Below are 15,307 nucleotides of genomic sequence, written 5' to 3'. Positions count from 1 at the left end.
AAAGTAGATGATTTATGTTAAGTACTATTTAAAATCTTGTATGTAGGAGACGAATTATGTTTCAAGAGAATCGTACAAATGAATTAGTTATATTAAAAGAGATTGCAGAAACGTTGAATACCTCAAATGATACATATCACGTACTTCAAGCTGTGCTGGAAAAGCTGTTGAATGTAACTGGTTTAACGACAGGATGGATTTTCCTTGCGGATGAAAATGGTAGATATACAAAATTAATTGATTACCAATTACCAGAGGGATTGAAATTCGAAAATAAACGACCGATGTGTGAGGGGAATTGCTGGTGCTTACACCGCTTTGTGGAAGGAAAACTAGAGCGAGCAGTTAATATTATTGAATGTAAGAGAATTAATAATGCGATTGAATACAACTGGGGAGATACAGAAGGGATTGTACATCATGCGACAGTACCGCTAAAAGCGGGAGAAGATGAATTTGGCGTGTTAAATGTAGCTAGCCCAGGTAAAACGCATTTTTCTGAAGAAGAATTAGTACTATTACAATCAGTTGCCTTTCAAATTGGAACGGCATTAAAGCGTACAAAACTGTATGAAAATGAAAAGAGAAGAGCTCATTATTATGTAAAGTTAGAACGCTTTATTCAAGCTTTAAGGACAATTCATAAATTTAATGCATTACCAGAAGAGATTGTAATGCAAATAGGGAGCTTATTTCTATGGGAGCAAGTTGTATTCTTTATTAGAGAAGAAAATGAACTAGCTGTGAGAGCTTCTTATAAGAAAGGTGAACTACAAGATGATTTGAGGGCAGTAGCACAGGAAGCGTTGGAAAAAGAAGAGTCTGTCTTGTCGAAGCGTCAGGTTGGTAATATAGAGCATCCCAATGGGACGGTTATCGCTATTCCGATACATATTCAAGATCATATATTTGGAGTATTAAGTGTAAGTTCTAATAATGGAGAATTTGATATAAATACGATAGATGTAGTACAAGCGTTAGCAAATCATATTTCATTAATGATAGAGAACTTAAGATTAAATGAAAAACGCCGCGAACTTGTACGAATGGAAGAGCGTAATCGTTTAGCTAGAGATTTACATGATTCTGTTTCACAAAAGTTGTTTTCATTAACATTTATGACGAAAGGCGCTGAAGCTGTCTTAAAGGGTCAAAATGAAAAGGTAGATCAGTCTTTGTATGAGATGCGTGAATTAGCACAAGGTGCCTTAAAGGAAATGAGGACATTAATTTGGCAGCTCCGTCCGGCTGGATTAGAGAAAGGGTTATTACCAGCTTTAAAGCAATATGGTGAAAGTTTAGGATTGAAAATTCGGGAACAAGTTACAGGTGTACGTGATTTGCCGCGTGTAGTAGAAGAAGCGCTATGGCGAATTGGACAAGAGGCTTTAAATAACGTAAGCAAGCATGCGAATGTAAGAGAAGCGACGATTTATTTCAAAGTGACGGAGAAAAATGTATCATTAGAAATAGTCGATCAAGGAAATGGGTTTGTAGAAAAGGATATAAAAGAGAAGAAATCACTCGGTATGACTACGATGCGTGAAAGAGTAGAATTAGTTGGTGGAACAATTAAAATTGTAAGTAGTAAGAAACGAACGAGTGTAAAAGTAAATGTACCATTATGATGTGAAAATGAGGGAAGTTTGTGAAAATAAAAGTATTGTTAGTTGATGATCATACAGTTGTTTTAAAAGGATTAGCATTTTTTCTAAGCACACAGGAAGATTTTGAATTAGTTGGGGAAGCAAACAATGGGAAAGAGGCGCTAGTGAAAGTAGGCGAAACGAGTCCAGATGTCGTATTAATGGATTTATATATGCCTGAGATGGATGGAATTGAGGCAACAACTTGTATTAAAAAAGAATATCCAAACGTGAAAGTAATTGTATTGACTAGTTTTTCTGATCAAGCTCATGTATTGCCGGCACTAAAAGCTGGGGCGAGCGGTTATATTTTAAAAGATATCGAACCAGATCAGCTTGTTGAAGCTATTCGAAGCGCGTATAAAGGTAATATTCAATTACATCCAGATATAGCAAATGCCCTTCTTTCTCAAACATTACCACAGGAAGAGAAAGAAGAAGAACCTTCCGTTCAAGTGGATGTATTAACAGCGAGAGAAAATGAAGTATTGCAGTTATTGGCGAAAGGGATGAGTAATAAAGAAATTGCTTCTGTTTTAGTTATTACAGAAAAAACGGTAAAAGCTCATATGAGTAGTATTTTGAGTAAGTTACATTTATCCGATCGCACACAAGCAGCATTATATGCAGTGAAAAATGGAATTGTATAAGACAAAAGTCGTAAGACCTAGTTCGCCTTTAGAAGGTGGACTTTTTTTATGGAAAAATACGTCTATGTGAGGACGTAATTGTCTTGATATAAAGATAAAATGTATTTGTAAGCAACAATAATTATAAGGGAGTACCCTTTTTCGTAAGTGATATATAACAACATAAGAGTGAGTAGTAGGAGGAAAAACAATGGCAACAGTTTTATTCGTAAAAGCAAACAACCGCCCAGCGGAACAAGCAGTTAGTGTGAAATTATACGAGGCATTTTTAGCAAACTATAAAGAAGCGCATCCAAATGATACAGTGGTAGAACTTGATTTATATAAAGAAGAATTACCATATGTAGGCGTAGATATGATTAATGGTACATTCAAAGCAGGTAGAGGATTTGATTTAACAGAAGAAGAAGCAAAAGTGGTAGCAGTTGCTGATAAGTATTTAAATCAATTTCTAGAAGCTGATAAAGTAGTTTTCGGTTTCCCATTATGGAACTTAACGATTCCAGCCGTATTACACACGTATATTGATTATTTAAACCGTGCTGGTAAAACGTTTAAATATACACCAGAAGGTCCAGTTGGGCTTATTGGAGATAAGAAGATTGCGTTATTAAATGCACGCGGCGGCGTATATTCTGAAGGACCAGCAGCTGAAATGGAAATGGCTGTAAAATATGTAGCGAGCATGATGGGCTTCTTCGGCGCAACAAATATGGAAACGGTAGTTATTGAAGGACATAACCAATTCCCAGATAAAGCAGAAGAGATCATTGCAGCAGGTCTTGAAGAAGCGGCTAAAGTAGCAAGTAAATTTTAATTAAAAATATAATCGTCACTCGAAAAAACAGCATTTACATGTTAATGCTGTTTTTTTATATTAATTTGTAGTTTCGTTATGTTTAGGAAGCGGAAATGCATTCCCAATCGCTGCTGCCCCGAGCATCGGTAATAATAAATTGAGCGGGAAAAACATGAGTAATAGTAATGTTATAGCTATTGGTTTTCTTAATGCATAGCTTGAAATAGCTGTCGTGACGATGGCTACAGAAGCTATTGGATCTATAGGGATAATAGAAGCTATAGCATATCCGATACTTGATCCAGCAAATATAATTGGGAAAATATGTCCGCCGCGCCAACCCGTATTTAAACAAACGGCAGTAATACATAATTTTAAAATTCCTGAAAGAAGTAGTACCCAGAAGGATAAATGGCTCCATTCAACGACTAAATCTTTTAATTGATGTTCCCCTGAAAATAACGTGTACGGGAGAAAAGTTCCTGTAACCCCTAATAAAATACCGCCTATAATTCCAAGTGATACCTTGTATTCCCTGAAGGGGTGGATTAATTTCTCTAATGTGAATTCTAATTTGAAATAAAAGAAACCAACTATAGCACCAATGCTAGCAAGTGGTAGAAAGGCGATCCATTCATTAAGAGCAAGAGACCCTTCCCCAAAATCAACAATAAAGGATCCACGATTATCGAGTTTACTAAGCAATAAATAAACGGAAAAACCAGCAAAAGTGGTAGCTAAATATACGATTGCTTTTTTTCCTTTTGAAAATTCATTAATTTGCTTATCCTCATTTTCATTCGGAGCTAAATAACCGAATAATGGTGCATTAAAAATAACACTTAAAGTGGCACCAATTCCAACCTCTGTTAGTTCATTCATTCCCTTTAAAGCAAATTTAAAGCGATCTCCTACCCATGTACAAAGTCCACCGATAATTCCAACAAGTGCAGCTTCTGGTCCTAAACTAGCTCCAAATATTAAAACGATAATCGCAGTTAAAGTAGCTTTATGTACAAAACGGTATTCAATTCTACCTGTTTTTTTATATTCAGCCATCACTTCCGGCATAAGACGTGGATATGTACCGAAGTATTTTTGTGTTAAACCAACGAGGATACCACCGATGATTGTTACACAAATGGTGTAATAAGGGGGAGAAGAGAAAAGAGTAGGCAAGTATCCCCAAATAAAGTGAATTCCGATATTTATTGTGACTAAAAATGACCAGACTGTGACTCCTACTATAGAGCCTAAAAGAATGCCATATAGGACGAGTATATGGTGCATGTCTTTTTTATTTGTCATGTTCTACCTCCGTTATGTAAGTTTTCATGTAGAAAGGATTAAATATGCTAGTGTGAAATGACTTGAATATATATAGTATCTTTTTGAGGGGGTGGCTTATTCAATATATTGGGATCTCATGAAAATTTGAAACTAACGCGGTTAAACCACCTATTTAATTCTATATATGGATTGGAGTTTTTAAAAGGTCTTTTTCAAATGAATATGGAATATATTTCTTTTATTGTTTGTATTAAATTCCTTGCGTTTAATTTAGAACATTCAGAAAAAATATTTGACATCAGGAAATTATTGCTATAAAATCAACGGTAATTGCATAGTCTTATCAAGAAAAGGTGGAGGGACAGGCCCGATGAAACCTTGGCAACAGCCGTATAACGGAATTGTGCCAAATCCTGCAGGTAATAATCCTGAGAGATAAGAAAGAGCCTTAGAGCGTGTTTTCAAACTGCTCCTTTCTTGTTTTCAGGGAAGGGGCAGTTTTTTATTTTGGATAAAGTGAAACTTTAATCAGTGGGGGTTTTGCCCCTCCCCCGCTAATTATTAGCCTTCATCAATCGGGCAGTTATCTCCCACCTAACTTCCTCGCATTTGCCGAATTTGGAGGTGGGAGTCTTACTACCCGCAAATAGCGGGATAAAAGAAAGGAGAATGAGAGATGGGAGAATCATGGGGGAAAGGAACGATTTGTGTGCAAGGTGGCTATACGCCAAAAAATGGTGAGCCGCGTGTTTTGCCACTTTATCAAAGTACAACGTATAAATACGATACGTCAGATGATTTAGCAGCACTATTTAATTTAGAGGCAGAAGGATATATATATACGCGTATTGGAAATCCTACTCTAGCTGCATTTGAGCAGAAGTTATCAGATTTAGAAGGCGGTGTAGGGGCTGTTGCAACAGCTTCTGGGCAGGCAGCTATTATGCTTGCGGTTTTAAATATTTGCAGTAGTGGGGACCATTTACTTTGTTCTTCAACTGTTTACGGAGGGACGTTTAATTTATTTGGAGTGAGTTTGCGTAAGCTTGGCATCGATGTTACGTTCTTTAATCCTAATTTAACGGCAGATGAAATTGCGGCACTTGCTAATGATAAGACAAAACTCGTTTATGCAGAGTCGTTAGGAAATCCAGCAATGAACGTTTTGAATTTCAAAGAACTTTCAGCAGCAGCAAAAGAATTAGAAGTACCTTTTATCGTTGATAATACATTAGCGACGCCTTATTTATGCCAGGCTTTTGAACATGGGGCAAATATCATTGTCCATTCTACAACGAAATATATTGATGGCCATGCAAGTTCTCTAGGCGGCATTGTAATAGATGGAGGGAACTTCGATTGGACAAATGGAAAGTACCCTGAGCTTGTCGAACCTGATCCGAGTTATCACGGCGTAAGCTATGTTCAAAATTTTGGAGCAGCAGCGTATATTGTGAAAGCACGCGTTCAGTTATTAAGAGACTACGGAAACTGTATGAGCCCATTCAATGCATATATTAGCAACATTGGCTTGGAAACGTTGCATTTACGAATGGAGCGTCATAGTGAAAATGCTCTCGAAGTTGCTAAATGGCTTGCTAATCATGATCGTATTGAATGGGTGAATTATCCGGGGTTAGATAGTAATGAAAATTACTTGTTAGCACAAAAATATTTGAAAAAAGGTGCTAGTGGAGTTTTAACATTTGGTATTAAGGGCGGATTAGAAGCAGCAAAAGAATTTATCGCAAATGTAAAGCTTGCAACTCTTGTAACGCATGTAGCTGATGCAAGAACTTGTGTAATACATCCTGCTAGTACGACGCACAGACAATTAAGCGCAGAAAATCAGCGTTTAGCTGGCGTTACATCTGATTTAATCCGTTTATCGGTCGGTATAGAAGATGTTTCTGATATTATTGCAGATTTAGAAGCGGCGCTAGTCGGAGGCAAACAACATGCCGATCATAATTGAGAAAGATTTACCAGCTCGCAAAGTATTGCAGAAGGAAAATATTTTTGTAATGACGAAGGAGCGAGCAGTAACACAAGATATACGTGCTTTGAAAATTGCTATATTAAATTTAATGCCTACAAAACAAGAAACAGAGGCGCAATTACTTCGTTTAATTGGAAATACACCGTTGCAATTAGATGTTCATTTACTTCATATGGAATCACATCTGTCTCGCAATGTAGCGCAGGACCATTTAACGAGCTTCTATAAAACATTCCGTGATATTGAGAATGAAAAATTTGATGGACTCATTATTACAGGAGCACCAGTTGAAACTCTTTCTTTTGAAGAGGTAGATTATTGGGAAGAGCTTGGACGTATTATGGAGTATTCAAAAACGAATGTAACATCTACGCTTCATATTTGCTGGGGGGCACAAGCAGGTTTGTATTATCACTATGGTGTGCCGAAGTATCCTCTTGCGGAAAAAATGTTTGGTGTATTTGAACATGAGGTTCGCGAGCAACATGTGAAATTGTTACAAGGGTTTGATGAAGTGTTTTTTGCTCCGCATTCTCGTCATACAGAAGTAAGAGAGAGTGATATTGAAAAGGTGAAAGAATTAACGTTATTAGCCAATTCTGAAGAAGCAGGTATTCATCTTGCTATTGGGCAAGAGGGAAGGCAAGTTTTCGCACTCGGACATAGTGAATATAGTTGTGATACGTTAAAGCAAGAATACGAACGGGACTGCCAAAGAGGGTTAAATATTGATGTGCCAAAAAATTATTTTAAACATAATAATCCAGATGAGAAGCCACTTGTTAGGTGGAGGAGTCATGGGAATTTATTATTCTCTAATTGGCTGAATTATTATGTGTATCAAGAAACCCCTTATATATTGTAAATAATGATTGTATAACACGTGGTAGCGTTTTATTTGTAAAGATTAACCTTTATTTTTCTTAATATTCAAAATACATTGTTTTTCAGATTTTTTGTCTATATAATGGCATCTAAACACAATTTTTGAGGGGTGGACAGTATTATGAAAGACATTCAAGTGGGGTTATTAGGTCTTGGGACAGTTGGTAGTGGTGTAGTTCGTATTATTACAGATCATCAAGAACGACTTATACACCAAGTAGGTTGTCCAGTGAAAGTAACGAAAGTATTGGTGCAAAACATTGAGAAAGAGAGAGAAGTAGACGTGCCTTCTACTCTATTAACACAAGATGTGAATGAAATTTTAGATAATCCTAATATTGATGTTGTCATTGAAGTAATGGGCGGCATTGATGATGCAAAAGCATATATTTTACAAGCTTTAAAAAGCGGGAAGCACGTTGTGACTGCAAATAAAGATTTAATGGCGTTACACGGAGCGGAACTCTTAGCGGTAGCAAAAGATAATAAGGCTGATTTATTTTACGAAGCAAGTGTAGCTGGAGGGATTCCAATTTTACGAAGCATCGTAGAAGGACTTTCCTCAGATCTTATTACGAAAGTAATGGGAATTGTAAATGGAACGACAAATTTTATTTTGACGAAAATGTCAGACGAAGGGAGAGCATATAACGACGTGTTAAAAGAAGCTCAGCAGCTTGGATTTGCAGAAGCAGATCCAACATCAGACGTAGAAGGTTTGGATGCAGCAAGAAAAATGACGATTTTGGCTACTCTCGGTTTCTCTACAAATGTAGAGCTTGGAGATGTGAAGGTAAAAGGGATTACTTCTATTACAGCAGAAGATATTGAATATAGTAAGAGCTTAGGCTATACAATTAAATTAATTGGCCTTGCAAAGCGAGATGGCGAGAAATTAGAGGTTACAGTTGAGCCAACTTTACTTCCAAATGCACATCCTCTTGCGGCAGTGCAAAATGAATATAATGCTGTCTATGTGTATGGTGAAGCGGTAGGAGAAACGATGTTTTATGGCCCGGGAGCAGGAAGCTTACCGACAGCAACAGCTGTTGTTTCTGACCTAGTTGCTGTAATGCAAAATATTAGGTTAGGTGTAACAGGAAATAGTGCGGTAGTCCCGCAATATCAAAAGGTACTAAAAGAGCCAGATGAAATTATTGTGAAAAAGTTTTTAAGACTTCATGTGAAAGACGAAATTGGTGTATTTGCAAAAATTACATCATTGTTCTCTGAACGCGGTGTTAGTTTTGAAAAGATTATTCAAATGCCACTTGAAGAGAAAGGGAAAGCAGAAATCGTAATTGTAACGCATCGTGCTTCTCTTGCGGATTATGAGTACATTCTACATACATTGCAATCGTATGAAGAAATAGATTGTGTGAAAGCAAACTATCGAATTGAAGGAGATGCTAAGTAGTATCTCTTCTAATAAAACGAAAAACCCTATTAAGCGGCTTGCTTAATAGGGTTTTTTCTATTTAAAATCTTCGTACCAACTTGAATAAATGCTTGAATAATCCAACCTGTTGTAAAGGATAAGATAATTGTTCCAAAATAGATTGGCCCATCTAATAAGAAGCTTAATGTTAAAAATAAAAAAGCTAATGAAATTTCTGTTCTTCTAAATGTCCATTTCTTTTTCTCAGCAACAGTTAAAACGAAAGCCTCTTGAGGTGCTGCGCAAAGGTTAGTAGAGACGTAAAGACCAATTCCGGCTCCGACGAATAGATTTCCGCAAATAAGTGTTATATATTTTGGAAGAGAGCGGATAATGTCCATAATGGTCGTAATAGAACCAACCCAATCAACAAAAAGAGAAATAAGAATCATCGTTACAATTGTGCCGATTGTAATTTGTTTTTTGTCCCAAAAGAGTACGATCAGGGTAAAAACAAAGTTAATCATGAAAATCCAAAAACCAATACTTATCCCAAAATTTTGATATAGTGCAATAAAGAAGGAATCATAAGGGCTAAGTCCAAAGGAAGTAATTGTCGTCATCATATTAATACCGATGGCGAGAATGAGTAAACCGCCAATGAAAAATATATATTCTAGTTTGAATCGAAGCATAGTTGTATATCCTTTCAAAATGTATTTGCTAAGAAAGGATATACTGTGGAAAGCTTACCAGGTCAAGCGAGAATTTTTGAGAGGAAGGGGAGAATGAGATGACTAATATAAGAAAGATTGCTGAACTCGCTGGGGTATCTGTTTCAACTGTTTCACGTGTACTCAATAATCATCCGTATGTGAATGAACAGAAACGAAAAGAGATTTTAGCGATTATTGAAGAATTAAATTATACGCAAAATGTGAATGCGATTCATTTAGTGAAAGGAAAAACGAATGTAATTGGCGTTTTATTGCCGCACGTAAATGATCAATATTACAGTGCCATTATTGGGGGGATATCAAAGGAAACCGCAAAGAACAATTATAATATGATGCTTTGCCAGACAAATTATAGCGAAGAAAAAGAGCTTGAAATTTTACATATGTTAAAAATGAAAAAGCTTGATGGAGTAATTATATGTTCACGGACAAATAGTAAGGAAAAACTTGAAGAGTATACGAAGTTTGGTCCAATTGTGATGTGTGAAGAAATAGATTCGAATTTCATTTCGAGTGTACATATTGATTACTACAAAGTATTTTTGCGCGGGATGAAAAGCTTAATAGATGCTGGTCATACACGTATCGGATATTGCATTGGAAGAAGTAATAGTATTAATAGCCAGAGGCGAAAAAAGGCGTATGAGGATTCACTTCAACAGATTGTTGTAACACCGTTAGATGCCTGGAAGTTTAAGGGCTGTTTTACGGTGGAAGATGGGCGCAATGTAGTCAGGGAATGGGCTCGTATGTCTGTAAAACCGACGGCTTTTCTTGTATCTTGCAATCATATTGCTGCAGGAATGGTAACGGAGGCGAAAAAACAAGGAATTCGTATCCCAGAGGATATTACGATTATCGGATGTGATGATCAAGAGGTGGCAAATATATTAGGTATTACGACGATTTCGCATTCTAGTAAAAATGTTGGTATAAAGGCATTTGAATTATTATATGAAAAGATTAATGATGAGGAAATAGATGTGAAACATGTAGAGTTATTACCAAACTTGGTAGATAGGGAAACGACATAATAGAGAAGGTGTGAAAATCGCTTTTCGAAAATTCGTTTGGTATAATTATGGACAATCTATAGGGGCTAAAAGGGGTTTTGATATGAGATCAAAATTAGTAAAAGTAATTCTACTCATTACAATTGCGTCTTTCTGTTTATTTGCATACGGTTTTGTTTCGGGTGTAAATGATGTATTAAATCCGAAAGCTTCAAAATTAATTACGAAGACTGACGTAGTGGAAAAAGAGAAAAAGAAAACAGGAACGTTACAAGTAGTTAGTTTAGGTGATTCGTTAACGCGCGGCGTTGGTGATAAAGAAGGAATTGGCTATATTGGACGAATGAAAGAGAATTTACAAAAAGATTATAAACAAAAAGTTGCACTAAGCAATTTGGCAGTTAGTGGTGCGAAAATGCCCGATTTATTAAAACAAATCGAAAGCAGCGGAGCTCAATATTCAATTAAGCAAGCAGATGTAATTGTTTTAACAATTGGAGGAAATGATTTGTTCCCAGGATGGGAATCGCTCGGAAAGATAGATTTAGAGACGTATCGTCCTGATACGGAAACGTTTCAAAATGAAGCGAAGAAAATTATAGAAGAAATTCGTAAATTAAACACAGATAGCCCTATTTTTTGGTTAGGATTATACAATCCTTTTGAAGATGTAGAAGATTTGAGAGGTTCATCAAATATTGTTGTTGATTGGAACGCTTCTTTAGAGAAGTTAGCATTAAATGATAAAAATGTATATATTACACCGACATTTGATTTATTCCAAAATCGTGGGAAAGATTTATTATACTCAGATCATTTTCATCCGAATGAAGTAGGTTACACATATATGGCGGAGCGTTTAGTCCAAAATGTTGTAAGTAAATTAAAACTAGAGCAAGGAGGGATAAAATGACGACGATACTTTCTGTACGAGACTTGAAGAAGGTAATTGGAAAGAAGACGCTTGTAGAGGAGATTTCATTTGATGTAAAACAAGGAGAAGTGTTTGGTTTCTTAGGACCGAACGGAGCCGGGAAAACGACAACAATTCGAATGTTAGTCGGACTGATTAAAGCGACAGAAGGTACTATTTCTATCGGTGGTTATTCTATTAAGGAAAATTTCAGAGAAGCGATGCGTCAAATTGGAAGTATCGTTGAAAACCCAGAGCTTTATACATATTTAACGGGATGGGAAAACTTAAAGCAATTTGCGCGCATGCTTGGTGATATATCAGATGAACGTATTATTGAAATTGCAAAAATGGTTCATTTAGATGAGCGTATTCACGATAAGGTAAAAACATATTCCCTTGGTATGAAGCAGCGCCTTGGAATTGCACAGGCGCTACTTGGAAACCCGAAATTGCTCATATTAGATGAACCGACGAATGGTTTAGATCCAGCTGGGATTAGAGAACTTAGGGAATTTATACATAAGCTTGTAAAAGAAGAAAATATGAGTGTATTTATTTCGAGTCACTTGCTAAGTGAAGTGCAACTGATATGCGACCGTGTTGCTATTATTCATAAAGGAAAAATGATAACAGTTGCACCTATTGAAGAGTTGATCAAAACAGCGAGTGATCGTGTGGAATGGGCCGTTACACCGATTTCCAAAGCGAAAGACATGTTAGAAGCTGCTGAAGAGATAGAGGAAGTTAGTGTAGAAGATGAGCGTTTATTATGTCGTATGGATGTTGCGTCTATTAATGTTTGGAATAAGCATTTTGTAGAAAACGGGATAGATGTACATAGCGTCAAAGAGCTTGTATTTACGCTAGAAGATTTATTTATTGAACTCACGAGGGGTGAGCAACATGCGTGAATTTGCGAATCTAGTTTTAAATGAATCAGAAAAGATTTATCGTAAGAAACGAATTGTTGTTGTCATGCTTATTTTAGCAATCTTGATTCCACTTTTTGTGTATGCTCAGTATCGTGAAATAGAAACGACACAAAAAAGGCTGGGCACGACCGATTGGAAAGTATCATTACAGCAACAAATTGTTGATTCACAAAACCGTTTGAACAATTCTAGATTGCCAGAAGAATGGCGGGATTGGTTAAAAGTAAGAGTGGAACAACAACAATATTATTTAGATCATAATATTAATCCGACTGCGCCAGGAGCACCGACATTTGTGAGGGCATTTATTGAACAAGGAATAACGTTATTTATTCCATTGCTCGTTATGATTGTCGCCATTGATATTGTTTCAGGAGAACGAAGCGATGGTACGATGAAAATGCTTCTGACGAGGCCAATTCGGCGCTGGAAAATACTCCTTAGTAAATATGTGACGATGTTATTTTTCATTTCGCTCATATTGCTTCTTGTCGGTTTGTTTGCTTACGCATTATCAGGGCTTGTATTTGGATACTCTGGATGGAATTTACCTGTATTAACAGGATTCGTCATTGATAAGGAAACGTTAAATACAAACTTTGTACACCTTATTCCGCAGTGGCAATACATTTTAATGGCGTACGGATTAGCTTGGTTTGTTGCCATTGTGGTTGGAACTATATCATTCATGGTTTCTGTTTTAATTCGAAATACACCAGCTGGTATGGGCGTTATGTTAGCTGCGTTAATCGCAGGCGGCATTTTAAGTTCATTCGCAACGTCTTGGGAAGGTGCGAAATACATTTTTAGTGTCAATTTATCGTTAACGGATTATTTATCAGGAAAACTGCCTGCATTACAAGGATTATCAATGGGATTTTCTTTAATGAATTTAACGGTTTGGGCAGTAGTATCTCTTATCATTTCATTTGTAGTATTTACAAGGCAGGATATGGTGAATTAATTGGATAGGAAGTGAAGGCATGGAAAACATTTTGCAGAATGATTGGGGACCATTACTGGGGTCAGAATTTGAGAAAGAATACTATCAAGCTTTAGCTAATTTTTTAAAAGAAGAGTATGAGGAGCATGTGATTTATCCAAAGAAAGAAGATATCTTTAACGCTCTTCAGTATACAAGTTATGAAGGTACAAAGGTCGTTATTTTAGGACAAGACCCATATCATGGACCGAATCAAGCGCATGGTTTAAGCTTTTCTGTACAACCTGGCATTAAAACGCCACCGTCATTGCTAAATATGTATAAAGAACTTCGAGATGAATATGGTTATGAAATTCCGAATAACGGTTATTTAGTAAAATGGGCGGAGCAAGGAGTCTTATTATTAAACGCGGTATTGACGGTTCGTCAAGCTGAAGCAAATTCTCATAAAGGAAAAGGATGGGAGCATTTCACAGATCGCATAATTGAGCTATTAAATGAACGTGAAAAGCCAGTTATTTTCATATTATGGGGACGCCATGCTCAGGCGAAGAAAAAGTTAATTACGAATACGAATCATTATATTATCGAGTCCGTACATCCAAGTCCATTATCAGCAAGACGAGGTTTCTTTGGAAGTAAGCCGTACTCTAAAGTAAATACGATTTTAGTTAATATGGGCGAAAGAGAAATTGATTGGGAACTTCCAAATTTATAAATAGAAAAGGTAGTTAACAGTTGTTAACTACCTTTTTATTATTGTTGTTCGTTCTTTAGTTTTGCATCTAGTACAAAAGTACCGAATGGGATAACTGATGAAACGAATGCCCCAAGTGCCCATAAAATTGATTTACGGTGTACGATTGTTACTTGAATTACTGCAAAGATGAATAGAATAAATAAAACGCCATGAGCCATGCCTGTAATTTTAACAGCTGTTGCAAACCCTGCAAAATATTTTAATGGCATTGCTACAAATAATAGTAATAGGAAAGAAATCCCCTCAATTAAGCCGATTGCTCTTAATCTTCCGATTGGTGTAGATAACATGAAGTAGCCTCCTTTAATGTATGCTTGTATATAGTAAATTTGTATTCTTTTTCAAAATGAAATAGTCTATTTTGTTTAATTATATACAAAAAGAAAGTTTACACTACGAGAATAGTGCAAAGTTCAAAATATAGTCACAAAAGCATTGCAATTTAAATAAAAACCTATTTGAAGTATTTGACTTCAAATAGGTTTTATGAATGAAAATATTAAACAAGCGCTTTGCTTTTTAGTACAAATTTCTCTACAACTTTAGCAACGCCATCGTTCATATTTGTATCTGTTACATAGTTTGCAATTTCTTTAATATCATCTGGTGCATTGCCCATCGCAACGCCAAGACCAGCAAATTCAATCATCGCTTGATCGTTATAGCTATCGCCCATTGCGATAACTTCTTCGCGTTTAATACCAAGTTTTTGGATTAATTGGTTTAAGCTCGTTCCTTTCGTAACACCGTGTTCAGTAAATTCTAAGAAGAATGGTTTAGAGCGCATAACGCTTAATTGACCTTCTAGTTGTTTTTGTAGTTTCTTTTCTACTTCAACAAGGCGTTCAGCTTCTTTATTCATTAATACTTTTACTACAGGTTCTTTAACAGCAGTTTTAAAATCATCTACTTCAATAATCGGCATGCCAGTAATTTCGCCCTCAATTTTAGTATAAGGATTATTTTCTTCTGTTACGATATCATCGCCAATATAAGTATGAATCCATACATCTTCAGTTTTACTAATTTCAAATAGGTTGTGAACGATTTCAGGAGATAGCGTGCTACTGAAGATTTCTTCATTTGTTTTACAGTTAATAATTTTTGCGCCGTTAAAAGATAGAATGAAGCTACCGTATTCCTCTAAACGAAGTTCTTTTGCAACATTGCGCATACCAAACGTTGGGCGCCCAGAAGCAAGTACAACTTTAACTCCTTGCTCTTGTGCTGTCATTAAAGCCTCTTTCGTACGAGGTGAAATTGTATGGTCGTCGCGTAATAAAGTATCATCTAAATCTAAAACAATCATTTTATAAGTCATATAGAAAATCCCTTTCTTTGTTGAAATAGAAATAAATT

Annotated in this window: 15 protein-coding genes and 1 riboswitch; of the genes, 11 read left to right on the top strand and 4 right to left on the bottom strand. The window is 36.2% G+C overall.

The features are described 5' to 3' along the window. Positions 1–56 precede the first annotated feature (56 nt). The 3 genes from JFT89_RS18160 (at position 57) to JFT89_RS18150 (ending at position 3,113) form a co-directional block, all read left to right on the top strand. Positions 57–1,628, top strand: coding sequence for a GAF domain-containing sensor histidine kinase (locus JFT89_RS18160; protein ID WP_201040431.1), 1,572 nt, complete (start codon positions 57–59; stop codon positions 1,626–1,628). Between the two features lie 20 nt (positions 1,629–1,648). Beyond that, positions 1,649–2,296 (top strand): response regulator, encoded by a 648-nt coding sequence (locus tag JFT89_RS18155; RefSeq protein ID WP_016096457.1) that lies wholly within the window; start codon positions 1,649–1,651, stop codon positions 2,294–2,296. Positions 2,297–2,486: 190 nt separating this feature from the next. Further along, positions 2,487–3,113 (top strand): FMN-dependent NADH-azoreductase, encoded by a 627-nt coding sequence (locus tag JFT89_RS18150; protein WP_002167303.1) that lies wholly within the window; start codon positions 2,487–2,489, stop codon positions 3,111–3,113. A 60-nt stretch (positions 3,114–3,173) separates the two neighbouring features. Here JFT89_RS18150 and JFT89_RS18145 read toward each other — a convergent pair whose 3' ends face one another. After that, a complete protein-coding gene (locus JFT89_RS18145; RefSeq protein WP_016096458.1) occupies positions 3,174–4,403 on the bottom strand; it encodes a chloride channel protein in 1,230 nt (409 codons plus the stop codon). Positions 4,404–4,722: 319 nt separating this feature from the next. Next, positions 4,723–4,827, top strand: a riboswitch (SAM riboswitch). A 234-nt stretch (positions 4,828–5,061) separates the two neighbouring features. Between JFT89_RS18145 and JFT89_RS18140 the strand changes: the two genes are divergently transcribed. From JFT89_RS18140 to JFT89_RS18130, 3 genes are all read left to right on the top strand, one after another. Then, positions 5,062–6,360 (top strand): bifunctional O-acetylhomoserine aminocarboxypropyltransferase/cysteine synthase, encoded by a 1,299-nt coding sequence (locus JFT89_RS18140; RefSeq protein WP_016096459.1) that lies wholly within the window; start codon positions 5,062–5,064, stop codon positions 6,358–6,360. After that, the gene (metA, locus tag JFT89_RS18135) at positions 6,344–7,249 is read left to right on the top strand and encodes a homoserine O-acetyltransferase MetA (protein WP_016096460.1); all 906 of its coding nucleotides are present in this window, start codon (positions 6,344–6,346) and stop codon (positions 7,247–7,249) included. Before JFT89_RS18140 ends, metA begins: the two co-directional genes overlap by 17 nt. 141 nt (positions 7,250–7,390) lie before the next feature. Continuing rightward, positions 7,391–8,686 (top strand): homoserine dehydrogenase, encoded by a 1,296-nt coding sequence (locus JFT89_RS18130; RefSeq protein WP_002166390.1) that lies wholly within the window; start codon positions 7,391–7,393, stop codon positions 8,684–8,686. Between the two features lie 29 nt (positions 8,687–8,715). Here JFT89_RS18130 and JFT89_RS18125 read toward each other — a convergent pair whose 3' ends face one another. Beyond that, positions 8,716–9,342 carry a YczE/YyaS/YitT family protein gene (locus JFT89_RS18125; protein ID WP_016096462.1) on the bottom strand — a complete coding sequence of 209 codons (627 nt, stop codon included), beginning with the start codon at positions 9,340–9,342 and terminating at the stop codon, positions 8,716–8,718. Positions 9,343–9,440: 98 nt separating this feature from the next. On the opposite strand from JFT89_RS18125, the gene JFT89_RS18120 reads away from it, so the two are divergent. From JFT89_RS18120 to JFT89_RS18100, 5 genes are read left to right on the top strand one after another with little or no spacing between them, the layout of a single operon-like run. After that, positions 9,441–10,418: a LacI family DNA-binding transcriptional regulator gene (locus JFT89_RS18120; protein WP_016096463.1), complete on the top strand. Its 978-nt coding sequence runs from the start codon at positions 9,441–9,443 to the stop codon at positions 10,416–10,418. 10 nt (positions 10,419–10,428) lie between these two features. Continuing rightward, a complete protein-coding gene (locus JFT89_RS18115) occupies positions 10,429–11,310 on the top strand; it encodes an SGNH/GDSL hydrolase family protein (protein WP_002191323.1) in 882 nt (293 codons plus the stop codon). After that, positions 11,307–12,224, top strand: coding sequence for an ABC transporter ATP-binding protein (locus tag JFT89_RS18110; protein ID WP_016096464.1), 918 nt, complete (start codon positions 11,307–11,309; stop codon positions 12,222–12,224). The genes JFT89_RS18115 and JFT89_RS18110 overlap by 4 nt, the downstream gene beginning before the upstream one ends. Then, positions 12,217–13,209 (top strand): ABC transporter permease, encoded by a 993-nt coding sequence (locus JFT89_RS18105; protein ID WP_002138969.1) that lies wholly within the window; start codon positions 12,217–12,219, stop codon positions 13,207–13,209. The genes JFT89_RS18110 and JFT89_RS18105 overlap by 8 nt, the downstream gene beginning before the upstream one ends. Before the next feature lie 19 nt (positions 13,210–13,228). Then, complete coding sequence (locus JFT89_RS18100) at positions 13,229–13,906, top strand: uracil-DNA glycosylase (RefSeq protein ID WP_016096465.1); 678 nt, start codon at positions 13,229–13,231, stop codon at positions 13,904–13,906. 38 nt (positions 13,907–13,944) lie between these two features. On the opposite strand, the gene JFT89_RS18095 is transcribed toward JFT89_RS18100, so the two are convergent. Continuing rightward, a complete protein-coding gene (locus tag JFT89_RS18095) occupies positions 13,945–14,238 on the bottom strand; it encodes a DUF3817 domain-containing protein (protein ID WP_000953390.1) in 294 nt (97 codons plus the stop codon). A 209-nt stretch (positions 14,239–14,447) separates the two neighbouring features. Next, positions 14,448–15,269: a Cof-type HAD-IIB family hydrolase gene (locus JFT89_RS18090; protein WP_002068608.1), complete on the bottom strand. Its 822-nt coding sequence runs from the start codon at positions 15,267–15,269 to the stop codon at positions 14,448–14,450. Positions 15,270–15,307 lie beyond the last annotated feature (38 nt).

Origin of the sequence: Bacillus sp. TH25 (genome assembly GCF_016650935.1) — a bacterium.
Taxonomy (GTDB): Bacteria; Bacillota; Bacilli; order Bacillales; family Bacillaceae_G; genus Bacillus_A; species Bacillus_A mycoides.
The sequence above is the reverse complement of the archived record's forward strand: the minus strand, read 5'-3'. Positions and strand labels throughout refer to the sequence as shown.